Source organism: Paenibacillus sp. LK1, from assembly GCF_002750415.1.
GTDB classification, from domain to species: domain Bacteria; phylum Bacillota; class Bacilli; order Paenibacillales; family Paenibacillaceae; genus Paenibacillus; species Paenibacillus taichungensis.
This window is the reverse complement of record NZ_PEII01000009.1, coordinates 311711-335519: the sequence shown is the minus strand read 5'-3', so window position 1 is coordinate 335519 and position 23809 is coordinate 311711. Positions and strand designations below refer to the sequence as shown.

Below are 23809 nucleotides of genomic sequence, written 5' to 3'. Positions count from 1 at the left end.
CAGTTTTCAAAGATCAAACTTGTTTGTGTTACTCTTTTCGTTGTCAACGCTATGTTTCAGCGGCGACTTAAATAATATATCATACTGATGAAACCAATGCAATAGTTTTTTCGAAAAAACTTTTAATAGATTCTAAGCCCCCAGTGCCCCACTAAAAACTTTAGCGAATTTGGAGCTCTATTCCCCAACAATTCAATCCACATTAAGAGTTTTCTTTCTTGATATCTACTAAAGAACCTTACAAGCGTGGCACTTCCATACTGCATTAGGATTACCCTACTCTCCATACAAAAACTCAAAAGGCCGGCTCTTCTCAGAGTCGACCTTTTGAAGATTTACGGTTTTCCGTTACTTTACAGTGTTATTGCTGTATCCAGGGATTTCTACGCTTTTTGTTGTCAGAACTACGTTTAGTGGTTATCCCTGTGCGTTCTCTTGATTGTTTCCCGGATACAGATACTTTAGATTTAGCTTTGGCAGCAGGTTTGGCTGTTCTGCGTTTCGCAGTTCCTGTTTTGGCTGCTTGTTTGGGCTTAGCATCCAGATTGAACTCAGTCTCACTCTCTGTAGAAGACTGGCTTAAGTTAGCCTCGTCACGTCCACCCTTTTTGCCTTCCCCCTTACCTTGTGGAGGATACAGTTCACCAAATGCACCTAATGGAGACGGCGGCACCATGTTCTGAGTAGGGTATGGATTTTGGTAGGCATACTCCAATGGCTGATTAGGCATCATGGATGTGGTCATTTCAGGTTGCATCCCATAAGGATTGTATGTGCCCCACGCTGGGTTCTGGTAGTTATGTGAGGGATGTGCGTATTGATGGTTGGGCATGTGATGGTTGCCACATCCACATGGCGGGTACGGAAGCATAGAGTAGGGAGAAATATGAGGCGGTTGGTGGTTCATATGCTCATTGGCTGCAAATGGAGGGTATGGGCTGTTCACTTGACCTGATGGAGCGATCGGATATGAGTTGTTCTGCATCTCAGCAGATACGTTCGGCATAACGTTGTTATGATTATACTCCGTGCCGGTCCAAGGCATGTTGGATGTATGACCTATGGAGTACGGACTCACTTCAGGTATACCTGGGAATGTAGCATTGTCGTTCGCCCCAGCCGTATACATGTTTTGTGGAGTAGTGTATACCTCTTGTGCAGGTACAGGAACTTGGGCATATGGATGCTCGGCAGGAGCATGCAGCATTTTACTACCGCAACCACATGGAGCTTTGGTCGCAGGAGCTACTTCTGTAGGCCATTCCGTGTTGTTAGGTATTACAGGTAAAGGCAGGACTTCAGGTGAGATATTAGGCATCGTATACGTCGGCGCTTCAGTTATCGGTTTTAATTGCACTTCGGATTTGGTATTTTCTTTCTTCTGAGCTTCCTTCTGCGGCTTCTCTTCAGGAATTTCAGGTAACTGTGGTAACACTTCCACTTCTGGCTTGATATTAGGTACGACCGGATTTGCAGGTACAGGAGCCGGAACCGTATTGGAGACTTCCGGTACAGGTGCTGGTAGAGGCACTGGGACTACTGGTACGACTGGAGCCGTTTCTTCTTTAACTCCCGTGTATTCCTTCCCTTCAGGAGACAGCTTCTCATGAGCAACATTGGGTGATGTACCATTTTCTGAAGCCGTGTTCCCTGGTGCATTCGCTGATGGAATGTACACGGTCTCCCCTACAAGAAGAGCATTAGGATTTTTCAATTGTGGGTTCGCATTGATCATATCTTTCAACGGAACTCCCCAAGCCTGTGACAACTTCCATAATGAATCGCCTTGCTGGACTTTATGACTGTGCAACACGCCTTCTGGCTTTGGTGTTACAGGCTCCGCAGGAATTTTGACCTTCATGCCGATCTCCAACTTGTCAGGATTAGAAATTTGCGGATTAGCTGCGATAATTTTGTCCAACGCTACATTATATTTTTGGGACAGCAGATATAATGTGTCGCCTTTTTTCACCATGTGTATTTTCACTTGGAACTAACCTCCTAGACGTGATACTTGGGCAGTGCATTCGCCCATACCGTTACTACATCCTATGCAGAAATTGGGCCAATGACATCAACTAAGCAAAAAAAATCCTCCTCGCCCTAAAAACCGCATACTTCAGGTATGCTGAGTTTCTGAGACAAGAAGGATTTCCTGCTTCCCTATTCAGTTCGTTCCAATTAATCTTCCCAAACTTTGTAACCATCTTTGTCGACAATTTGACGGAATGCTTCCAGCAGCCTCAAGGTTACAGGACCTGCAACACCCGTTCCAATCGTTCTGCCGTCCACCTCATAAGCAGCAATAACTTCTGCAGCTGTTCCAGTGAAAAAGACTTCGTCGGCAATGTACACATCATGTAGCGTAAATGGAACTTCTTTTAATTCAAGATCCAGCTCACCGCACAGATCGATAATGGCCTGACGTGTAATTCCCTCTAATGCACCAAGATAACAAGGTGGCGTATAAACTACACCATTTTTGATGATGAAGATGTTATCACTTGAACCCTCAGTAACGTAACCTTGGGAATTCAGCATAATCGCTTCACCAGCACCTGAGTAGTTAGACTGAATTTTAACAAGAATGTTGTTCAGATAGTTCAATGATTTAATCTTTGGATTCAATGCGTCCGGTATGTTGCGGCGCTGGGATACAGACACGGCTTTTAGCCCAGTAAGATACGCTTCCTCCGGATAGATTGCCAGTTGCTCTACAATGATGATTACGGACGCTTTCGGGCAGCGCAGCGGATCAAGACCCAAGTTACCAGGTCCACGTGAAACGATCAGACGAATATAACCGTTACGCATATCATTGCGACGTACCGTTTCAGCCATCACTTCCAGCATCTCATCATAAGACAGCGGAATGTTCAGACTGATGGATTTAGCTGAATCGTACAAACGATCCAAATGCGCTTTGCATCTGAAAATGTTACCGTTATAAATCCGAATACCTTCGAAAATACCGTCTCCATACAAAAATCCATGATCATATACCGAAACGGTTGCGTTCTCTTTGGTCACATATTGACCATCCAAATAAATCCATTGTTCTGACACCGATGACTGCACCTCCATAAAATTTCCATTCCTAGATTCCGAAACTACATTTATCTCGTTCATTGTACAACAAATGACAAGCTATTTCTTGCTCATTTTACCCAGTCTTATGACAACCTTCAACAATGTACGTCCTGATTCAGGTCGTTTTCAACGAAGGATATGTATAACACGGATAGCTGCCAAGAATACGTACCTGACAATTCAAAGCCTCAATCTCAGCCATGGCTGCGGTAAGCAATACCGAATCTGCACTTTCCTCAACATCAATGTAAAAATAATAACTCCCCAACCTTTTCTTCGTTGGACGAGATTCCAGTCGGGTCAGGTTCAGCTTCCGCCAGGCAAAAGCCGACAACACCTGATGTAATGCACCCGGTGCATCTTCAGGCAATGTAACAAGCAAACTGGTTTTTACATGATCAGGCTCTCGTGGTATCTGAACAGGTTCATGACCTATTAGCACAAAACGAGTATAGTTGTTGTCATGGTCGGTAACCCGTTCAGCCATAATGTCCAAACCGTGCTTCTGTGCAGCCAGCCTGGTGCCAATCGCGACCCAGCCTTTGCCAGGGTTTTTTTTCACAATTTCTACAGCTTCCGCTGTACTGTTTACACCCTCAAGGTCTGCTCCAGGTGAATGTAAGCGAATAAAATTCTGGCACTGCGGAATCGCTACAGGATGGGACATGATCTTCGTAATTTTCCCGAAATCATATTCACCACTCTCTGCCCTGAACTCGGAGCCATGTCCAATGACATTCTGGATGGATGGATAAACCCATTCTGCTTGCATCGGAATATCAACTTCGTTAACCAGCCAGTCCATATGCAAACTAACAGAGCCTTCAATCGTATTCTCAATGGGTATGACACTGTACTGGGACTTCCCACTATCCGTAGCCCGGAAAACATCAGAAATCAGCTTGGAATGAAGCAATTCCAAAGGCTCCCCATTAAACAGAAAATCTACTGCTTCATGGGAAACTGAACCTTCAGGTAATACTGCAATTCGTTTCATGCGTTAACTTCCCCTTTAACTCTGTCCATAAACGGACTTTCATCTTGATCAGGCAGTACGGTAACACCGTCCAGATCCGGATCCAACCACAATGCAGAAGCAGTGATGCCTTCACGGCTCATTGTGTCTATCAAATATTGCTCCAGTTCGAGCTTACGAGTATCATGACGATCTACCAACGTCAAAACGGTAGGTCCGGCTCCACTCAATGCAGCCCCCAGGGCTCCATGACTGACCGCATTTTCCAGGATCTCAGCCATACCGGGTACCAAGGATGCTCTGTAAGGTTGATGAATTCGGTCAGACATCGCCTTTTGAATCATGTCCAATCTCCCACTTGCCAAAGCTGCAACGAGTAAGGATGATCTGCTTATGTTGTGAATGACATCAGACTTGTCAAACTGCTGTGGAATTACATTTCTTGCTTTCGAAGTGGACAACTCGAAGTCCGGTACGATGACCAACGTCTGCAAGTCCTGATGCGGCTCAATGATAATATGGTCTACCCGACTGCCATCCCACGCTGCTGTAATGATACCTCCATATAGTGAAGCTCCTACATTATCCGGATGTTTCTCCAGCGACGTAGCCATGTCCAGAAGTTTGGCATCAGATAAAGGAGTGCCTATTAAAGCATTAGCAGCAGCCAACGCGCCCACGATGGCGGATGCACTGCTTCCCAGTCCCCGAGTAAGCGGAATATCGGAATACATGGAAATCTCCAACTCCGGCACGGAGATTCCGGCTTCGTTGAAGACCATCTGCGCGACTTCATATAACAAATTGGATTTATCTGTTGGCAAACCCGTCAGATGATCTCCATGTAAATGGAATGTTGTCTGCTCAGCCGGTTTCATCTCAAGCCATGCATACAGAGACAATGCCATGCCCAGGGTATCAAACCCTGGACCCAGATTGGCTGTACTTGCAGGTACCTTAACAGTTACCCTTTGCTTCAAACTCATACGGATTGTTGCTCCAATTGTGCAATTGCCGCCATAACCGCTTCTTCAGAATCTTCCACAACAAGTGGTTCAGTCGCTACCGTTTTGATTGCAATATTAGGGTCTTTTAGACCATGTCCTGTCAGAACACAAACCACAGTCTCTCCACCTTTAAAGTATCCTTCACTCTTCAGTTTGTATACACCAGCAACGGAAGCAGCGGATGCAGGTTCAGCAAAAATCCCTTCACGAGCGGCGATCGTACGATATGCTGTCAGAATTTCTTCATCAGTTACATAATTAATCTGTCCGCCAGACTCTTCAGCTGCAGCTACAGCTGTTTTCCAACTTGCAGGATTACCAATTCGAATAGCCGTTGCTACGGTTTCAGGCTCAAGGATCGGTTCACCTTTGACAATTGCCATTGCGCCTTCCGCTTCAAAACCAACCATACGTGGCAGGGAGTTCGATTTGCCTGCTTCTTTATACTCTTTGAATCCTTTCCAGTAAGCCGAGATGTTCCCTGCGTTGCCCACTGGAATGGCAAGTACATCAGGTGCTTGACCAAGCTGTTCAATGACTTCAAACGCAGCCGTTTTCTGTCCTTCAATCCGGAACGGATTCACGGAGTTCACGAGCGTAATTGGATGCTTGGCTGTAATTTCACGCACAATTTCCAATGCACGGTCAAAGTTGCCATTAATCGCAATAACTTTAGCTCCATAGATTATAGCCTGAGCTAGTTTACCCAGCGCAATGTTGTTATTCGGGATCAAAACAATACAATTCAGACCAGCACGAGCCGCATAGGCTGCTGCAGCCGCTGAAGTGTTACCTGTCGATGCACACATGATCGTGCGGCTGCCTTCTTCCATCGCTTTAGCAACAGCCATAACCATTCCGCGATCTTTAAATGAACCAGTCGGATTCAGACCTTCATATTTGAAATATAAATTCAATCCAAGCTCCTCAGACAGATTCTCCGCATGAACCAGGGGTGTGTTTCCTTCATGAAGCGTAAGCAGGGGCGTGTTTTCATTAACCGGAAGGTGTTCTCTATACGTTTGCAGTAATCCTTGATATCTCATTGTGGGTAAACTCCTTTGTCGTTAATAATCCGAATATGATTAATATGATTGCATACCTCAATATGGTTAGGCGTGTATCTTAAACTTAGCTTAGACCTGAAATTCAAACCGGAATTTGGGGGCGAGTTATCCTTCTACCCGGTACACACTCTTAATGCGACGAATGACAGCAAGTGATTCAAAGTGTTTCAATACTTTATCCATGCTTGCCTTGCTAGCGTTATGCGTAACAATGATGATCTCAGCATCTGGGTTGTGTTCGTTCGGCTGTTGCACAACTGAAGCCAGGCTGACTTCGTATTCAGCAAAGATTTGGGTAATTTGCGCCAGTACCCCTGCCTTGTCATCCACATGCAGCAAAATAAAGTTTTTCGACATAATGTGTTCGTCACTTTGCAGACGCTTCTGTTTATAAGGCACAATCGCTTTGAGACCATTCACACCCAGCTTCAGGTTTTTGATCACAGCCACGATATCCGCTACTACAGAAGTTGCCGTCGGAAGCTCGCCTGCACCCGCACCGTAGAACATCGTCTCACCTACAGCTTCGCCATGTACATACACTGCGTTGAACACGCCATTGACGGAAGCAATTGGATGATTCTGTCTTACCATCGTCGGCTGAACACTTATGGTGATCTCATCATCTCGACGATCTGCGATACCCAGCAGTTTCATTTCATAACCAAGTCTTTTGGCATACGTAATATCTTCACGGGTTACGGAAGTAATCCCCCTAACGGTCACATCTTTCAGTTCCACATTGGTTCGGAAGCCCAAAGTACCCAGAATCGCCATTTTGCGAGCTGCATCGAGTCCTTCGACATCCGAAGTTGGATCGGTTTCTGCATATCCGAGTGCTTGAGCCTCTGCCAGAACCTCTTCATATGAGGCACCTTCCTGGCTCATTTTGGTCAAAATAAAGTTCGTTGTTCCGTTCACTATCCCCATAATGCGGGTAATCCGGTCGGATGAGAAACCTTCAATCAACGTGCGGATGATCGGAATGCCACCAGCCACACTCGCTTCGTAGAATACATCACATTGCTTTTCCTGTGCCTTGGCCAAGATCTCGGAACCGTGCAAAGCCATTAAATCCTTGTTCGCGGTTACGATATGCTTGCCCCGCTCCAGTGCTTCAAGGATGTACTCTTTGGTCTGATCAATGCCGCCCATAACTTCCACGATAACATCTATATCCGGGTGACGAATGACTTCCCAAGGATCTTCAGTGAGCTTGGCACGGTCTACAGCAATGACACGATCCTTCTCCGTATTCTTCACTGCAATCTTCTCAATAACGATCGGTGATCCAACCTGACTGCTCAGATCCTCCTGATTTCCTTCCACGATGCGAACGACCCCAGTACCCACCGTGCCCAGACCCAACAGTCCCACTTTTACTGGTTTCACTAACGATCTACCCCCAATGTCTTTTTCTCCTTCACCCCTGAACGATTTAACCATACATAGATCTTATTCCTAAACGTTTTACGTTAACGTCTAATTAGCCTTGGCCAACAATGCGCGTGCGTCGAACTCCGGGCATATCCTGCATCCGATCGAGCATTTCTCCGATTTCCCCATGAAGATGTGATGTCTCCACTGAAATGACGACATTGGCTCTTCCCTGGAGCGGGATACTCTGATTAATGGTTAGCACGTTGGCTCCATAACCAGCTACATGTCCGAGCACACGAGACAATATCCCTGACTGATGCTCCAAATCAATGGAGATCGTTACAATTCGCTCCCGTTCAAGCTGATTGATCAAATGGATGCCATCCTTGTACTTATAAAAAGCGCTCCGGCTTAATCCAACCTGTTCAACCGCCTCATGGACTGTTTTGACATCCCCGGAAGCTAGCAGTTCTTTTACCTGCATGGTCTTCACCACAGCCTCTGGCAAAATGTCTTCCCGTACTAAGTAATAGCGTTCATTCACAGAACGTCCTCTCCTCAAAGACTCATGTATTCATATAGTGGACATTATATAGGATCTATCTCAAAAGGGCAATACCTCACATGTCTATTTTTGAAAAACTATTCCTAACAGTATACAAGTTTATCCCACGTGCAGGTAAGGAAATATAAAAAAAACGCAGAGCAGCGGGTTATCTCCCACTACTCTGCGTATATGTTTTAAGCCTTTATATTCGTAAAGGTTGCACTTCTATCTTAATAGTAGCTGCTACCTTCCACAAATTCGAACTCAAAGTCGCCAATGCGCACAATGGTGCCTTCTTCAGCTCCGCGTTTACGCAGTTCCGCATCCACACCCATATGACGCAATGTACGCGCCAGTTTGAGAATCGCTTCATGCGAATTCAGCTGCATCCGTTTCATCATACGTTCAATCTTGGCACTTTCGACAACGAAGATTTCATTCTCCCGTACAATACGGAAGCCATCGTCCTCTTTTTTGTCCAAGCTGTATACTTTGCGTTCAGATAAGTCAGCAACTTCTTCAACCATTGGCTCGTCCGGAATTTGATCCAGCAGATCAGCCGCACGATACAGGAGCTCTTGAATCCCTTTCCGTGTCAGGGACGAAATAGGCATAACTTCAATATCCGGTTGAACTTCACGAGCCTTCTGCAAAAACTCTTCCAGATTAGCCTCGGAATCCGGCATGTCCATTTTATTCGCTGCTACAACTTGTGGTCTCTCAGCGAGGACAGGATTGTACAATTTGAGTTCCTCGTTGATTTTCTGCCAGTCTTCGAACGGATCACGTCCTTCTGAACCAGACATATCAACGACATGAACGATAATGCGTGTACGTTCTACGTGACGCAAGAACTCATGTCCAAGCCCAATACCTTCGTGGGCACCTTCAATCAGGCCCGGCAAGTCGGCCATAACAAAGCTGCGACCTTCACCCACACCAACAACACCCAGGTTAGGAGTAATGGTTGTAAAATGATATGCTCCAATCTTTGGCTTGGCTGCCGAAACAACAGACAACAGTGTGGATTTCCCGACACTTGGGAAACCAACCAAACCGACATCTGCCATGACCTTAAGCTCAAGTACGATGTAACGTTCTTGACCTTCTTCGCCATTTTCGGCCAGTTCTGGCGCTGGATTGTTAGGCGTGGCAAAACGAATGTTTCCCCGTCCGCCCCGTCCGCCACGAGCAACAACAACCTGTTGACCATGACGCGTCAAATCAGCCAGTACTTCTCCACTGTCTTCATCCAAAATGACGGTTCCAGGTGGAATACGTACAATCATGTTCTCAGCGTTCGCGCCATGCTGACTTTTATTACGTCCCTTCTCACCACGAGGGGCCTTGAAGTGACGCTGGTAACGGAAATCCATCAACGTACGCAGACCTTCATCCACACGGAAAATGATGTCAGCTCCTCTGCCTCCATCACCCCCTGCAGGTCCGCCGTTCGGTACATACTTCTCACGACGAAACGAAATAATTCCGTCCCCTCCGTCTCCGGCTTTCACATAAATCTTCGCTTTATCTACAAACATTGGTTAACCCCTTCTTCCTATATTCCGCAAGGCATTCTGAATTGTATAAACGTATCCTCAGACGGAAGCTGCTCCGTTCTGACTTTTTTTCCTTTGAGTACGGCATTGAGCTGCCGCAATGTTTCCGGATCGGGTGTTTGATCCCCATCCAGCCGGACAACCACATCTCCGTGATCCTGTCCGAAGTTCAAGGTCAGTTTGCGAACCTCTCCCCAAGACGACCGGCCGCCGCCATATTGATAGGCTCGAATCGCATCGGCAATCGCCCCCGTAAGCGACTCGCCATCCTCGGGAGAGACCAGAGCACTAAGCTGCAACTCTTCCTCTACGACCACATGCAATTCCAGAGCGACTCCACTGGTCCGGAAAGATTGAAGATAAAATACGAGTGAAGGAATACCCAATCTGGAGATTCGGCTTTCTTCGTTAACCCGCTCTACTATTCTTTCCACACATTGCACTGATTTATCAAGTTTGCCCAGTCTAAGATATCCATACAATACCTGAAGATCGTTCATCCAATCATGCCTATGATGATTTAATGATGCAATTGCTGTCTTTTCCATAGATTGTATGATGGTTCTGCGTTCCGCCTCTGCCTGTCTCTTCATCACATTCACAGAAACAAAAAGCACCGCGACGGACCACAATGCGTATACAGCAATTGAAATAATCACTGGATACAGCATAACGAAAACCAAAGGAATCAGAAGTGAACATGCCGCAATCCAGGGCACTCTTTTCCAAGATTTCATGGCTTCTCCCCGTTCTACAAAACTCGGTTGGTTTAAACCCCACCGTAACCAAGTATAACATGTCTTTTCTGCCAGTTCATTATCGAATAACCTATAAATACAAAAAGCCTCCGGCAAAAATGCCGAAGGCTCCTTAGGCGGAATGCCGATATTATGCTTCTACTGCAGCTGCTACTGGAGCAACATTCACAGGGTAGATGCTTACTTTTTTACGATCGCGTCCCCAACGTTCGAATTTCACAACGCCGTCAACTTTCGCAAACAAAGTGTCATCTTTACCGATACCCACGTTAGTACCTGGGTGAATTTTCGTTCCGCGTTGGCGAACGAGAATGCTACCACCAGTTACTGTTTGTCCGTCAGCACGTTTAACGCCAAGGCGTTGTGCGTTACTGTCACGACCATTCTTCGTGGAACCTACACCTTTTTTCGATGCGAATAACTGAAGATTTAATTTCAACATGATTGGTTGTCCTCCTTCTTTAATTATTTGACTTGCTCTATCTGAATATACTTTCCGTATGACTCTGCAATATCAGTGAGCATAAGCACCATGGATTCGAGTAGCAATTGTACCTGGGACCAAGTTCCGTCTTTCTCCAGCACCGGTAAAGAAGCGCTTAAAAAGCCATTCTTCATCTTGGCGTCCATTTCGACACCAGTCAGTGTTTCAATCGAGTTCACCGTACCCACTGTAACAGCGGATACCCCGGCACATACGATGTCTTCTCCCCGCTTGGCAAAATTAGCATGCCCTTTGATGGAGAAACGATCGATGCTCCCGTCATCATTACGAAAGATTTGAACGATAATCACTTATCGCACCTTCTTACGCTTTGATTGCTTCGATAGTTACTTTTGTATACGGTTGACGGTGACCTTGCTTCACATGGTAGTTCTTTTTAGGTTTGTATTTGTATACAACAACCTTTTGTCCTTTGCCATGTTTCTCCACTTTAGCCGTTACAGTTGCTCCGGAAACCAATGGTGTACCTGCTGTCAAACCTTGATCGTTAGATACAGCCAGGACACGGTCGAACGTTACGCTTTCGCCATCGTTCGCAGTCAATTTCTCGATGAACAGAACATCGCCCTCTTGGACTTTGTACTGTTTGCCACCTGTTTCAATAATTGCGTACATTTGCCTTGCACCTCCTCATGTCTCAGACTCGCCCGGTCTCAGGTGACAGTGTCCTTGCGGAACTGTTCTTGTACCCGGCCAGTGCGGTTACAGCATGTGCAAGACCAATAGGCTAAACACATACCTGATGATTATACCACCAACCATACTAAAAATCAATGCAACGGCGAAATATATCTTTTGCCTGTCCCATGACAGGAAGAACACGGCTCCACGTAAGGGAGCGTGCTCTCTTCTCGTACCTTCTTACGGGTAAGTTCGAGCAACCCCAGCTTGGTCCAACCCATCACAAAAGCCTTGGTTCGATCCTTCTTGAGTTCATTTTCCAGCGTTGCCGCAACTTCATGCCGGTTCATCGCTTCCTCCATATCAATGAAGTCCACAATAATCATGCCGCCGATATCCCGAAGACGCATTAAACGGGCGATCTCAACCGCTGCCTGCATGTTCGTTTCCGTTACGGTCTCTTCCAGACTGTCACCGCCTGCTCCCGTGTACTTGCCTGTATTGACATCGACTACAGTGAGCGCCTCGGTATGATCAATGACAATATAGCCGCCACCAGGCAGCCATACCTTACGGGCGAAATCCCTGTTTAACTGCTCCTGCACTCTATAAGCAGCAAAAATTGATTCTTCTCCCCTATACACCTGTACTTTAGGTTGATGGCCTGGACAGATTTCCTCCAGCAAAGCACTCAATTCACGGGCTTGTGCTTCATTATCCGTTATGACTTCATCACTGCCAGGCGTATACACATCACGAATGATCCGCTGAACCATACTGTGGTCTCGATGCAACAGGCTTGGTGAAGGCAAACTATCCGCTTTTTCACGAATCAGACGCCATTGCTCACGTAATGTTTCCAGGTCGGCCTGAATGGCTTCCCACTGTTCCTCTGCGGATACGGTTCGTATGATAAGCCCCTCTTCGTTCCGTCTCAGCTGTTCACCCAGCGTTTTGAGGCGGGATCGATCACCCTCACGGGCAATTTTTTTGGAGACGGCCACATAGTCCGCTAAAGGCATGTAGACAAGCCAGCGGCCCGGCAGCGAATAATGAGTCGTCACCCGGGCTCCCTTGCTTCCTACTGGCTCCTTCAGGACCTGGACGATTACATCCTGACCTGGACGAAGCAGCTCCGAAATTGAAGGCTTCACTTTGGGTTGTTTCTCCAGATTGGGATGCAACACATCGTCCACATACAGAAAAGCATTCTTTTTCTGACCGATATCCACAAAAGCAGCTTGCATACCTGGTAACACGTTCACTACCCGTCCTTTGAAATACGAACCCAGCAGTCCACGCTCGCGTGTACGCTCTGCCATGAATTCTACAGCTTTGCCTTCTTCCAGAAGCGCCATTTGCATGAGGTTATGTTCATTATGTACAATCATTTGTTTCATGGCTTCACCTCTAGAAGACAATTCAATTCATCCACATCCATTCTGTAACTTTGCATACTCATTGTACATGTATTAACCCAATTCAGGACATATCCACCAAGATGCTACAACTTATCCGTGTCTTGTTTGAAATAAGAACCGATGATTCGCTGCTCAGGCAAAACAGCCATGATTCTTCCCTGTCTATTCATCACATATATCATATGGTATCTTTCTCTCTTTAATAGACGCAAAATAGTCTCCAAAGGTTTCGCCGGAAATGAGATAATCGGCTGCGCCAAACTACCTGTAGCTGCATGTCGGGTGAATGCACTTTCACGATTCATTAGAAATCGGATAAAACGGTATGGAATATTTCGGTAATCCGTCACATTGGAATAGAACAGAAAAATTCCGACCAACAGAATATTTAAAGGCAGCCCATAATCACCGGTAAACCACCGACCGATGGCAACCAAGATAACCCCTGCACTACACAGAATGCTGATTCTGTAAGTCCACATCAATGTCGTATAGTAGGGAGCAGCAAGACTAACGAGTGCCTGTACAATTTTACCGCCATCCAGCGGCAACACCGGTAGCAGGTTAAATAGGGCAATCAGCAGATTCCCCTGTATAATATAATCCAAAAAAAGCGGGTCTCCCAGGTTTCCGTACTTCAGCAACAATACAACTCCAACCATGAGCATATTTTGAAAGGGACCTGCCAAAGCGATAATAATCTCCCGGCGGGCTGTAATATTCCCGGCATCTTCAATAACGGCGACGCCACCAAAAGGAAGCATCTGTATCGAAAGGACACGGCAGCCCAGAAGGGCTGCCGCTGCAGCATGTCCACATTCATGAATAAAAACGATGGCAAACAACGTAATGAGTTCAATAAAGTTCCCGGTCAGCAGGGAAGCCATCATGATAATCACAAAAAAAGGATGAAACGAGATACGTACACCCCACAACCTAATCAAGGGCAACCACTTCCGCAGGGTCCACGTACTGCTCGCCCTCTTTTACAGCGAAATACAATGTGGCAGGTTGATCATTTCCAGTCTTCTTTAGGCTGCCGACCGCATCACCCGCTTCCACCCAATCATTCACCTGGACTTCACTTTCGTTCAAACGTCCGTATATGGCTGTGACTTGACCAGAGTGCTGAATTACAACCGTTGTCCCATTTTCCGGATCATCCAATACTTGAAGTACTCGTCCCGCATCTGAACTGACTACTTGAACAAGTCCCGTACCGCCAGCTTCGGGAACAATCTCAATGCCTTTCATGCTCAGTGCAAAAGGTTGAACGACGGTTCCCGAGATCGGTTTGCCGAGCAGGTGTCGAATACCTGAGCTGTTCACAGGATCGGTGGTATGTCCAAGAACAGGCAGGAACGACGGTGTTCCGCCAAAATGCCGTTCGTACCAGGCCGCGGCATAGGCAAAATCCATGTCCCGATGCAGCATATCGGCGATTACGGTTTTGGCAGGTGTCGTCCACGAAGTGTTCAACTGAAACAATCCCCAGACACCGCCAAATAATAAAATGCTAACCACCGTTCGTCCCACGAATGACTTCATCAGATTAAAACGCGGATGACCGCCAGGACCATAATGTCCGTTCTCTTTTTTCCACAGCCATTCCGGATCTCTTTCCGGTTCTGCCAACGAAGATCTTGCCGTTCGGAGATTTTCTTGTATATCCATAGACGAGAAGGGATTACGTTGCGAAGATGTACGCTTGTCGAATACCGAGCCCGATTCTCGCTGCTGCATCATTTCTTCCGTAGCCCCATCCATTAACCGCCGAATGCGTTCTTCTCTTCTCTGCTTGATTCTGAGTTTCGTATTCATGGAATGTCCTCCCGCCGAGGCTTGTTTACTACATCCTATGAGGAGCTCGTTCATAATATGAACAAGCTTCGGTTGGAAGCAAAAATAACCCCACAACGTGGAGTCCTCCTGTGAAGTACATATCCTGTTCTAAACAAGACGCCTTTAATAAAATGCTCCATAATATTCAAAAAGCCGGGCTTGAGGGCCACGGCTATCATACATGAATGTGATGAGAAAGAGCGAGTTAACCCATTCCAAAAAACTTCTTAAAACGTGTGAAAGCACCCTTTTTTTGCTCCAATTGCATCAGAGGAACGGTATCTCCCAGAATACGACGGGCAATATTACGATAGGCAATGGCCGCAAGTGAATCCGGATTCATTACGGTGGGCTCTCCCGAGTTGGCTGCCTTAATGACAAGTTCATCATCAGGAACGATCCCGATCAGATCAATATTAAGTACTTGTAAAATACCGTCAATGTCGAGCATGTCGCCTGATTTGACCATATTGTTGCGGATACGGTTCACAACCAATTTTGGTGATTGAATGTGCGAACTCTCCAGCAAACCAATGACACGGTCCGCATCACGCACAGCCGCATTTTCTGGTGTAGTGACCACAATCGCCTGGTCAGCTCCTGCAACCGCATTTTTGAACCCCTGCTCAATTCCGGCTGGACAATCAATAATGACGTATTCAAAATCTTTTTTCAATTCGAGAATAATGTCCTTCACCTGTTCTGGTGACACAGAGTTCTTATCTCTCGTTTGTGCTGCAGGCAGCATATATAATTCTTCAAAACGTTTATCTTTGACCAAAGCCTGATTCAGTCGGCAGCGGCCGTCTGCAACGTCGCACAGATCATAAATGATCCGGTTTTCGAGTCCCATCACGACATCCAGATTGCGAAGGCCGATATCGGTATCTACCAGACAAACCTTTTTACCGAGCAGCGCCAGCGCTGTCCCGATGTTTGCCGAGGTGGTTGTTTTACCAACGCCGCCTTTACCCGAAGTGATCACGATCGCCTCTCCCATGAGCTACACTCCTTTAAACACATTAAAATCTCGGCGCAACCGAACGATATTGCTCATCTTGTCGATCTGCATCTGATTGTCCTGTAAATAAGCAAATTCCATACCGGTCTCTCGGCTCTCCCACTCATCGGGAGGACGGCTGATGATGTCAGCGATCCGCAGCTGCGTTGGTGCAAACACCGAAGCAGCAATGATTGAGTCTTCGTCCCCACCAATTCCAGCGTGAGCCATGCCTCTGAGTGAACCCAAAACATATATATCTCCGGTACACGTTACTGTGCCCCCCGGATTGATATCACCAAGAAACAGTAGATTCCCTTCATGATGAAGCACCTGACCCGAACGTACCATACCACACATAGTTACAATCGGCGGCGGCCCTTTAACCTCTGGTTTAAGGGCCGGTGAGTCTATGGAACGAATGAGCAAATTCCCTTTTTGTTTCAATATATCAAGAATTGCTTCTTTCTGGTCCTCCGTCACTTCCCGGTTGCCCAGTTTGATATCCACATGAACTATCGGTCCGGTCAAAATATTTTGATGGCTGTGTTCCAGCTTATAGCGGAGCTCGTAGAGCAATTCCTCGAATTCACATTGATCGTCCAACAGGAAAACCAGGCCGTCTCGGATGCCTTTAATCGTTACGTGATTCGATTTTACCGTCATAAGCCTGTCCCTCCCATCTCATTACATTTCGTGCCCGGGTCCCCAAGTTCCTGCTTCTCACTCCATAAATGTATCAAGAAGCTTCTTGTGCTTTGCTCTTTCTCTTACCAATTCGCTCCAGTTGTTTCCGAAGAGGAACATAAATGATCAGCGCGAACACAAAATGAATGAACAAGTTGGGAATCATGTATTCAAGCAGTGCCCAGTCAAATGTCACATGATTGAGTTGGAAGAGCTTGTACAGAAAGAATAACATGGTGTCATTCAGCAGACTTCCCAAAAGGACGACGGAAACCATAACCGGCAGTGGTGCGCGCGGCGCTTGAAAAATAAGTCCCATCATATATGCCGATAATCCCATCGAGAATCCGTATGGTCCAATCATTTCGCCGTAAAATACGACATCGTGCAAGAGTCCGAATAATATGCCAAGCACCAACGCCGTGTGCCGATGATGATATACAGCAATAAACAAAATCACGATATAGACCAGGTTGGCAGAAATACGCATTTGCCAGGCCGAAGGAATGAGCAGCGGAAGGATCGTTCCTTCAACAATGAACAAAATGAACAGTAACAGGAATAAGACTTGCTTGCGCGTTATCATTATTCTTTTACCTCAGGTGGGATAATCACAATCAGCTCTTTCCAGTCCAGAAAGCTTGCATATGGCTTAATAATCGCAGTCCGTGTCAAGCCATATTCCCCAACTTCAACCTTCTGCACTTCTCCGATACGCATGTACTTTGGAAAATTGTTGATAATCCCGGAGGAGATGATTTCATCACCCTTTTTGATATCTGAATCTTCCGAAATTTTGGTCATTTTGAGCATGCCGGTCTTTGGATCATAACTCTCAATCATACCAAACACTTTTTCTTTACCAACCGCTGTAGCTGCAATGGCATTGGAAGTAGGATCATTAGCATCCATGGATGTTAACAGATTAACGGTTGACGTGTATGAACTGACATGACTGACAACCCCAACCAGCCCCTCTTGCGAAGTGACAGCCATTCCAGCCTTGATTCCCGCATTTTCACCAATGTCGATATTAATCGTTCTGCTGTTCGGGTCAGAGTTAGCACTGATGACCTGAGCAATTCGTGAACCGTAGTTATACCGATTCTTTTGTTCTTCGGTAAAATTGAGCGCTTTCTGGAGCTGTTCATTCACCTGCTCCATATCATTGTATTTCAGCCGATCCCGGGTATAGTGACCCATCGCAATACGAAGCTCTTCATTTTCTTGATATACCGTACGCATGTTCGCCAAATCTTTGAAAAAGCCCGCTACAGAAGAAGCGGGCTTGTAAAATACGTATTGTACAAATCCGACTGAATCCTTCAGGAATTTCTCCGGCCAGGATAGAGCGGTTCGCGGACCGAGCGTAAAGCCCATTAACGCGATAAATGTAACAAGGCCCACCAGCAAAACAAAAAGTCTTTTGTTACCCAGCAGTTTAAACAGTTCGACCACCCTCTAACATCCATTATTCTCTTCCGAGCCCTGCCCGGCGGGGAGACTGTCAGACTTATAGTCCCATCGAGAATATCAGCCGATTCTCCCCGGGTATGCGGGTAATAGCTCTCCCGGGGTTAACCGGGTCCTCTTCGTTGATATCATGCCCCTTGGTCGTGAAGCGAACCAAGCAAAGCCTATATCAATTAACGTTTGGAACGAACTGCCGAACTGCTTCTGCTCTTGAACAAATGAATATTCTCAAGCGCTTTACCTGTTCCAATTGCAACGCAATCGAGCGGGTTCTCTGCTACGATAACAGGCATTCCTGTCTCACCAGCAAGCAGTTTGTCCAGATTGCGAAGCAATGCGCCGCCACCTGTGAGAACAATACCACGGTCCATAATATCTGCTGCCAGCTCAGGAGGACATTTCTCCAAGGTTACTTTTACAGCTTCAACAATGGCATTCACCGTATCCGCCAGAGCTTCGCTGATTTCATCCGAAGTAATCGTAATCGTCTTCGGCAAGCCTGTAACGAGGTCGCGTCCACGAATTTCCATTGTTTCCACTTGCTCAAGCGGCATAGCTGATCCGATATCCATTTTCAACTGCTCCGATGTACGTTCACCGATCATCAGATTATACTGGCGTTTAATGTATTGAATCACGGATTCATCCATCTCGTCACCCGCTACACGAACCGAACGGCTTGTAACAATACCGCCAAGAGAGATGACAGCCACTTCCGTTGTACCACCACCAATATCGACAACCATACTACCCGTTGGTTCCCATACAGGCAGATCTGCACCAATGGCAGCTGCAAAAGGCTCTTCAATCGTATAGGCTTCACGTGCTCCAGCCTGTTTGGTTGCATCTTCAACCGCGCGTTGTTCTACTGCAGTAATCCCCGATGGTACACATACCATCACATTAGGATGACGTTGGAACATGGAGCGTTGTTTCTGCGCCTCACGGATGAAATATTTGATCATCGTTGCCGTTGTATCGAAATCGGCAATAACGCCGTCTTTCATTGGACGAATGGCACGAATGTTACCTGGAGTACGTCCAATCATTTTTTTTGCAGATTCACCTACTGCCTCAATGCTTTTTGTATCTGTCCGTATAGCGACAACCGAAGGTTCGCGCACCACAATTCCTTTTCCACGTACATAAACCAGCGTATTCGCTGTCCCCAAATCAATACCCAAATCTTTCGTAAAACCACCAAACATGACGTAATCTCCTTTTCTGCCTCATATAGCCGCCCCAGTGAATCAAGAGCGTTTCATTTTCATTCCCACCATAGTGGTGGAGCTAATATTCGCATTTGTTTTGTGTTGCATTGTTTTGCATTAGTAAAGTGAACCTATCTTCTACGGACAACGCCGTCAACATTCATAGGAAAACATCAACGCCAACCATTATATTATACTAAGCCCTTCTCCTTCAAACTTACGTACGTTCCATCTCCGATAATAATGTGATCCAGCACGTCTATGCCAACAATTGCACCGGCCTCGATCAGTCTTTTGGTTATTTGGATGTCCTCTGGACTAGGCGTAGGATCACCACTGGGATGGTTGTGTGCGCACACAATAGAGGCGCTGCTGCATTTGATGGCAGCCCGGAACACTTCACGCGGATGAACAATCGAAGCGTTAAGGCTACCCATGGAGAGTGTTTCCTGGGCAATAATGTGGTTTTTGCTATTTAGGAAAAGACACACAAAGTGTTCTTTCTGCAAGTAACGCAGTTGTTCAGTAAGGATGTCGGCCGCATCACGAGGGGTACGAATTGAAGTTGACTGTGTAAGTCTGCTCTTCGCAATTCGATGACCAAGCTCAATGCTGGCTTTCAGCTGTACAGCCTTGGCCATGCCGATTCCCTTCATCGCAGTCAATTCTTCCAGGCTCAAATCCATCAACGAGCGAATTCCACCCGCTTCGGTCAGAATCCGCTGTGCCATATGCACTGCGGATTCCTGTCTTGTACCAGTTCGAAGTAAGATCGCCAGCAATTCAGCATGGCTTAAGGCGCCCGCCCCGTATTCCATCATGCGTTCTCTCGGGCGTTCTTCCTGGGGGATGTCGCGCATCATATATTGAGGCGACTCCATATGTTCCCTCTTTTCAGATCGTCAATTGCGGAATTTCATGTACGTGGCAGTACATGTACGCCGAATCCATCCAGCATATCGCTAAGCAAGGACAATGGTAGGCCTACCACATTGAAATAACATCCTTCAACACGTTCTACCAACGAAGCACCAATGCCCTGAATGGCATATGATCCTGCCTTGTCCGAAGGCTCTCCAGTCTGAACATACGCACGAATCGTAGCTTCAGACAGTTCCTTCATCGTTACATCGGTCTGCCGGTACTGAACCATGGATTGTCCATTACTTGCATCGATACAAGCTACTCCCGTGAAAACACGGTGTACACGCCCCTGTAGACGAGATAACATTCGTTCAGCGTCCGCTTCGTCTACGGGTTTACCAAGAATATCACCGTCCAGAACGACAACAGTGTCACTACCAACAATAACAGCATCCTGTTCACGGCCTTCCAGCCCGCGATAAACGGCAAGCGCCTTACGCATCGCAAGCTCCTGTACCGTCTGTTCGGGAGTCCATTCCGGGGGTGTATCTTCATCAGCGTGACTTGGTATTACTTCAAAAGCTAGATGGAGTGATGCGAACAGTTCTTTACGCCGCGGCGAGGTGGAAGCCAGAATAATGCGACGCTGTTGTGTTTTATCCAAAATAACCGGCCCCTTATGCTACGGCGACATCCTGTCGGATCACGCTAGTAGATATCATTTTTTTTAGTTTCTTCGTCAAAATTCGTCATTCTCCTATAACCTGCGATACAGCCATACAGCAGCAATAATACCGATCAGACTCAGGAGGCTCATTTGAAATTGAAGTGAAATATCATAACTGATAATATCCAGATCAGCCTGCGGCGACCAACGAATGGTCGTGGCTTTCGTTAGAAAGGCAACGGCCTTTACAGGCTGCAGTGCCTTGGCGATCCACGCACCGGCCAGCCAGCCGAGCAGTAGAAACAGCAATAACATGCCGAAGTTTTTTTTCATCGGTGATCTTCCCTCGCCATTTTTTGACACCCACATTATTATACGGGGTTTTGTACGTCAATACAAACACAAATCCGGCAAGGGGAACTATTTCCAGTTCCTTGCCGGATAGGTATTTCAAGGCCGTGTTATGGGAAAGTGGTAATTACTGTTTTATCGCTTCAAGCCATTTTTTTTGCTGTAATACATATTCCATCAGATCGGACTGTACAGACCACATATGCACATTAGCCGGATTTTTGTTGTATTCGGCAATTGCCGTTACCGCACTCGCCATCGATTTTCCCATCGCGGATACATAGGGTTGTACGTCTGCACTCAGACCTGGTGCAATACTATTCAAACCGGTCAGCCAGAGCTGATGCTGATTTTGTAATGAGGTCATCGTTTCGGTTGAAACGGCTTCAGGAACGGACTGACCAAGTTGCTGGATCGAAAGGGTAGACAGTTGTTCAACCAAAGCCGCCCCGCTTGCGAAGAAATGCTGTACATCCTCTGCTTTTCCGCCGAATACTGCCGGGTTCACTTCAGGATTGACGATTTCCTTGACGTACAGCTCCACACCTTCGGCCTTAAGCCTTGAGCTGAGCAGCTTGGCCTCCTCACGGTCAGCCGAAATGCCTGCATATACCCGATTACCATCCTCCGGATCGGAGCCTGCCGCTATGCCTGCCTGGGACAGCTCCACCTTCGCCTGTTCTGCGCGTTCAGGAGAACTGAATACACCATATTGCAGTGCATAGTAGCTGCCGCCTGTAGTTGTTGCCTGAATCTGCTGTTCCGAACCTGCCACTCCCTGCTGACCTGTTACAGCCGATACCGCCTGATTGGCGGGGATCTTGCTCCCAGGATCTACGGCCCCTTCCCGATTAAAAAAAGAAAGAATAACCATGCCGAAGAGGGCCCCGGTTACAAGTGCACCCGTTACTGAACCAATCATTTTCCAGCCCCTCGGGGGACGATTTCGCTTATAAGAGTAGTTTTCACTATTTGCAAGCCAATCATGGCCTCCATAATTCTCGTCCGACCTGTTCTCGTCCTCATCTTCGGGATACGCAGTTAGATGATTATAACTGTATCCAGGCTCATCGAGTTTCGAATCTTTGTCCGTTCTTTGGTAAGGTTCAGGTACAGTGGAGCCTGTCAGCATCGTCTCTCCCCAGTCACCGGGAATATCCTCTGGTGTCCATGAAGGCGCTGTATTCAACTGCGTCGATGTTGGCGTTGGACTGTGCGGAATTTCTTCACTCAAAGCTGCAAATGTGCTGGATGTGGATATCCCCTTGTTTTCAGGCTTGTCCGACTCGTTATCCCCAAAGCGAAACGTCATTCTAGCATTGCTCACCCCGTACCCTCTCCTTTGTCCCATTTATAACAGCTATATGCGGAGAGAATCTGAAACATTCCATTTCATGCAAAAAACCGCCTGCTTCGCAATGAAGTCAGACGGTTTTACAATTGTAATTAATTCAACCCTTTGGCAAGTGTATCGCCAACTTTCCAGATATCACCTGCACCCATCGTGAGCACAAGATCGCCTGGCTGAAGACGGTTCTGCAAATCTGCAACAACTTCTTCCTTTGTCGGCAGATAACGTGCAGAAGCATTGCTGTTTTGAACAATGAGTTCAACCAGTCTAGCCGAGTGAACACCTTCAATCTGTTTTTCACCCGCAGGGGAATAGATATCGGTAATGAGAACCTCATCCGCTTCTGCAAAGGCACGACTGAACGCATCAAGCAGGAAGAACGTACGTGTGTAACGCTGAGGCTGGAATACCGCAATAATACGTTTTCCCGTTGCTTTGGCCGCACTGATTGTAGCCTCAATTTCAGTCGGGTGATGAGCATAGTCATCAATAATCAACATATCACGTGCTTCACCCAGCACCTGGAATCTGCGTTTCGCTCCATGGAACTGGATAATGGCGGCTGTAATTTTCTCAAATGGAATACCTGCTTCGAGACAGGTAATAACCGTAGCCATGGCATTATAAACGTTATGTTTACCTGGGACTGACAACTCCACCGTACCCAGCACATTGCCCTGATGGCTCATCGTGAAGGAAATTCGGCGGTCACCAAGCACGATATCTGTTGCTGTATAATCAGCAGCATAATCAATGCCGTATGTGGTTACCCGTGATTTCAGCTCAGGCAAAATGGCTTGAACATTCTCGTCGTCAGCACACACAATGGCCGTGCCTTCTGGACGAATCTGACTCAGGAACTGCACATAAGCCTTTTTGAGTTCCTCAAAATCACTGTTGTAGTTCTCAAGATGATCTGCTTCAATATTCGTTACAATACCGAGCCAAGGGTGATACTGCAAAAATGAACCGTCGCTCTCGTCTGCCTCGGCAACGACCCAGTCGCCTTGGCCTGCCTTCGCGTTGGTCCCCACGTTCATGATTTCCCCGCCAATGATGTATGTCGGGTCTGTATCACATTTATCCATAACAAGTGCAATCATGGATGACGTGGTTGTTTTGCCATGAGCACCGGCTACAGCCACACCTTTGCGCTCGTTCAGCAAACGTGCGAGCATCTGGGCGCGATGCAGAATCGGGATGTTCAGCTTTTCAGCTGCCACCCGTTCCACATTATCAGCTGGAGCTGCCGTAGAGTAGACAACCAGGTCTGCCCCATTTACGTGCTCTGCCGTATGTCCGATATATATTTTCGCTCCCTTGGCTGCCAACTTCTCGGTCAACTCCTGTGAAGCGACATCCGATCCGGTAACGGTGTATCCCATCTCAAGCATAACTCTCGCGATGGCACTCATGCCATATCCGCCAATCC

The 23809-nt window shown here is 46.8% G+C and carries 25 protein-coding genes and 1 other annotated feature; all 25 genes read right to left on the bottom strand.

Annotated elements, in window-relative coordinates:
- Positions 1-361: 361 nt before the first annotated feature.
- The 25 genes from CS562_RS21225 to murC all read right to left on the bottom strand — a co-directional run bounded on the left by CS562_RS21225 (position 362) and on the right by murC (position 23792).
- Positions 362-1987 (bottom strand): LysM peptidoglycan-binding domain-containing protein, encoded by a 1626-nt coding sequence (locus tag CS562_RS21225; protein WP_099858132.1) that lies wholly within the window; start codon positions 1985-1987, stop codon positions 362-364.
- 194 nt (positions 1988-2181) lie between these two features.
- Positions 2182-3066 carry a branched-chain-amino-acid transaminase gene (gene ilvE / locus CS562_RS21220; protein ID WP_076290954.1) on the bottom strand — a complete coding sequence of 295 codons (885 nt, stop codon included), beginning with the start codon at positions 3064-3066 and terminating at the stop codon, positions 2182-2184.
- Between the two features lie 139 nt (positions 3067-3205).
- Positions 3206-4087: a prephenate dehydratase gene (pheA, locus tag CS562_RS21215; RefSeq protein WP_076290767.1), complete on the bottom strand. Its 882-nt coding sequence runs from the start codon at positions 4085-4087 to the stop codon at positions 3206-3208.
- Complete coding sequence (gene thrB, locus CS562_RS21210) at positions 4084-5052, bottom strand: homoserine kinase (RefSeq protein ID WP_099858131.1); 969 nt, start codon at positions 5050-5052, stop codon at positions 4084-4086. Before thrB ends, pheA begins: the two co-directional genes overlap by 4 nt.
- Positions 5049-6119, bottom strand: a complete 1071-nt coding sequence (thrC, locus tag CS562_RS21205) for a threonine synthase (protein WP_099858130.1) — start codon at positions 6117-6119, stop codon at positions 5049-5051. The genes thrB and thrC overlap by 4 nt, the downstream gene beginning before the upstream one ends.
- Before the next feature lie 126 nt (positions 6120-6245).
- The gene (locus tag CS562_RS21200) at positions 6246-7532 is read right to left on the bottom strand and encodes a homoserine dehydrogenase (RefSeq protein ID WP_076290955.1); all 1287 of its coding nucleotides are present in this window, start codon (positions 7530-7532) and stop codon (positions 6246-6248) included.
- Positions 7533-7626: 94 nt separating this feature from the next.
- The gene (locus tag CS562_RS21195; RefSeq protein WP_024633956.1) at positions 7627-8064 is read right to left on the bottom strand and encodes an ACT domain-containing protein; all 438 of its coding nucleotides are present in this window, start codon (positions 8062-8064) and stop codon (positions 7627-7629) included.
- A gap of 233 nt (positions 8065-8297) precedes the next feature.
- A complete protein-coding gene (gene obgE, locus CS562_RS21190; RefSeq protein ID WP_076290769.1) occupies positions 8298-9608 on the bottom strand; it encodes a GTPase ObgE in 1311 nt (436 codons plus the stop codon).
- 17 nt (positions 9609-9625) lie between these two features.
- Positions 9626-10363: a Spo0B domain-containing protein gene (locus CS562_RS21185; RefSeq protein WP_063568125.1), complete on the bottom strand. Its 738-nt coding sequence runs from the start codon at positions 10361-10363 to the stop codon at positions 9626-9628.
- 151 nt (positions 10364-10514) lie between these two features.
- Complete coding sequence (gene rpmA, locus CS562_RS21180) at positions 10515-10826, bottom strand: 50S ribosomal protein L27 (protein ID WP_024633959.1); 312 nt, start codon at positions 10824-10826, stop codon at positions 10515-10517.
- Between the two features lie 23 nt (positions 10827-10849).
- On the bottom strand, positions 10850-11179 hold the full coding sequence (locus CS562_RS21175; protein WP_063568124.1) for a ribosomal-processing cysteine protease Prp: 330 nt from the start codon (positions 11177-11179) through the stop codon (positions 10850-10852).
- 13 nt (positions 11180-11192) lie between these two features.
- Complete coding sequence (rplU, locus tag CS562_RS21170) at positions 11193-11504, bottom strand: 50S ribosomal protein L21 (protein ID WP_062328098.1); 312 nt, start codon at positions 11502-11504, stop codon at positions 11193-11195.
- Positions 11505-11518: 14 nt separating this feature from the next.
- Positions 11519-11603, bottom strand: a sequence feature (ribosomal protein L21 leader region).
- 56 nt (positions 11604-11659) lie between these two features.
- Positions 11660-12910, bottom strand: coding sequence for an Rne/Rng family ribonuclease (locus CS562_RS21165; RefSeq protein WP_099858129.1), 1251 nt, complete (start codon positions 12908-12910; stop codon positions 11660-11662).
- 104 nt (positions 12911-13014) lie between these two features.
- Complete coding sequence (locus CS562_RS21160) at positions 13015-13875, bottom strand: M50 family metallopeptidase (RefSeq protein WP_076290772.1); 861 nt, start codon at positions 13873-13875, stop codon at positions 13015-13017.
- Positions 13868-14752 carry a M23 family metallopeptidase gene (locus CS562_RS21155; protein WP_076290773.1) on the bottom strand — a complete coding sequence of 295 codons (885 nt, stop codon included), beginning with the start codon at positions 14750-14752 and terminating at the stop codon, positions 13868-13870. The genes CS562_RS21160 and CS562_RS21155 overlap by 8 nt, the downstream gene beginning before the upstream one ends.
- 226 nt (positions 14753-14978) lie before the next feature.
- Positions 14979-15773 (bottom strand): septum site-determining protein MinD, encoded by a 795-nt coding sequence (gene minD / locus CS562_RS21150; protein WP_053783092.1) that lies wholly within the window; start codon positions 15771-15773, stop codon positions 14979-14981.
- A 3-nt stretch (positions 15774-15776) separates the two neighbouring features.
- Positions 15777-16439 (bottom strand): septum site-determining protein MinC, encoded by a 663-nt coding sequence (minC, locus tag CS562_RS21145; RefSeq protein ID WP_099858127.1) that lies wholly within the window; start codon positions 16437-16439, stop codon positions 15777-15779.
- A gap of 73 nt (positions 16440-16512) precedes the next feature.
- Complete coding sequence (locus CS562_RS21140; protein ID WP_076290775.1) at positions 16513-17046, bottom strand: rod shape-determining protein MreD; 534 nt, start codon at positions 17044-17046, stop codon at positions 16513-16515.
- Entirely contained in the window at positions 17046-17918 is an 873-nt protein-coding gene (mreC, locus tag CS562_RS21135; protein ID WP_076290776.1) for a rod shape-determining protein MreC, read from the bottom strand. Before mreC ends, CS562_RS21140 begins: the two co-directional genes overlap by 1 nt.
- A gap of 188 nt (positions 17919-18106) precedes the next feature.
- A complete protein-coding gene (locus tag CS562_RS21130; protein WP_076290777.1) occupies positions 18107-19141 on the bottom strand; it encodes a rod shape-determining protein in 1035 nt (344 codons plus the stop codon).
- Between the two features lie 194 nt (positions 19142-19335).
- Positions 19336-20025, bottom strand: a complete 690-nt coding sequence (radC, locus tag CS562_RS21125) for a RadC family protein (RefSeq protein WP_024633970.1) — start codon at positions 20023-20025, stop codon at positions 19336-19338.
- Between the two features lie 35 nt (positions 20026-20060).
- Entirely contained in the window at positions 20061-20672 is a 612-nt protein-coding gene (locus CS562_RS21120; protein WP_099858126.1) for a Maf family protein, read from the bottom strand.
- A gap of 93 nt (positions 20673-20765) precedes the next feature.
- Positions 20766-21008: a DUF4321 domain-containing protein gene (locus CS562_RS21115; protein WP_024633972.1), complete on the bottom strand. Its 243-nt coding sequence runs from the start codon at positions 21006-21008 to the stop codon at positions 20766-20768.
- 145 nt (positions 21009-21153) lie between these two features.
- Positions 21154-22353, bottom strand: coding sequence for an SPOR domain-containing protein (locus tag CS562_RS21110; protein ID WP_180287195.1), 1200 nt, complete (start codon positions 22351-22353; stop codon positions 21154-21156).
- Between the two features lie 119 nt (positions 22354-22472).
- Positions 22473-23792 (bottom strand): UDP-N-acetylmuramate--L-alanine ligase, encoded by a 1320-nt coding sequence (gene murC / locus CS562_RS21105; protein ID WP_256716891.1) that lies wholly within the window; start codon positions 23790-23792, stop codon positions 22473-22475.
- Between the last annotated feature and the right edge of the window lie 17 nt (positions 23793-23809).

Excerpts from the sequence above, each read along its gene's own strand:
- pheA (WP_076290767.1), bottom strand. The coding sequence starts at position 4,087 with ATGAAACGAATTGCAGTATTACCTGAAGGTTCAGTTTCCCATGAAGCA.
- thrB (WP_099858131.1), bottom strand. The coding sequence starts at position 5,052 with ATGAGTTTGAAGCAAAGGGTAACTGTTAAGGTACCTGCAAGTACAGCC.
- thrC (WP_099858130.1), bottom strand. The coding sequence starts at position 6,119 with ATGAGATATCAAGGATTACTGCAAACGTATAGAGAACACCTTCCGGTT.
- obgE (WP_076290769.1), bottom strand. The coding sequence starts at position 9,608 with ATGTTTGTAGATAAAGCGAAGATTTATGTGAAAGCCGGAGACGGAGGG.
- CS562_RS21185 (WP_063568125.1), bottom strand. The coding sequence starts at position 10,363 with ATGAAATCTTGGAAAAGAGTGCCCTGGATTGCGGCATGTTCACTTCTG.
- rpmA (WP_024633959.1), bottom strand. The coding sequence starts at position 10,826 with ATGTTGAAATTAAATCTTCAGTTATTCGCATCGAAAAAAGGTGTAGGT.
- rplU (WP_062328098.1), bottom strand. The coding sequence starts at position 11,504 with ATGTACGCAATTATTGAAACAGGTGGCAAACAGTACAAAGTCCAAGAG.
- CS562_RS21165 (WP_099858129.1), bottom strand. The coding sequence starts at position 12,910 with ATGAAACAAATGATTGTACATAATGAACATAACCTCATGCAAATGGCG.
- CS562_RS21155 (WP_076290773.1), bottom strand. The coding sequence starts at position 14,752 with ATGAATACGAAACTCAGAATCAAGCAGAGAAGAGAAGAACGCATTCGG.
- minD (WP_053783092.1), bottom strand. The coding sequence starts at position 15,773 with ATGGGAGAGGCGATCGTGATCACTTCGGGTAAAGGCGGCGTTGGTAAA.
- minC (WP_099858127.1), bottom strand. The coding sequence starts at position 16,439 with ATGACGGTAAAATCGAATCACGTAACGATTAAAGGCATCCGAGACGGC.
- CS562_RS21140 (WP_076290775.1), bottom strand. The coding sequence starts at position 17,046 with ATGATAACGCGCAAGCAAGTCTTATTCCTGTTACTGTTCATTTTGTTC.
- CS562_RS21130 (WP_076290777.1), bottom strand. The coding sequence starts at position 19,141 with ATGTTTGGTGGTTTTACGAAAGATTTGGGTATTGATTTGGGGACAGCG.
- radC (WP_024633970.1), bottom strand. The coding sequence starts at position 20,025 with ATGGAGTCGCCTCAATATATGATGCGCGACATCCCCCAGGAAGAACGC.
- CS562_RS21115 (WP_024633972.1), bottom strand. The coding sequence starts at position 21,008 with ATGAAAAAAAACTTCGGCATGTTATTGCTGTTTCTACTGCTCGGCTGG.
- murC (WP_256716891.1), bottom strand. The coding sequence starts at position 23,792 with ATGAGTGCCATCGCGAGAGTTATGCTTGAGATGGGATACACCGTTACC.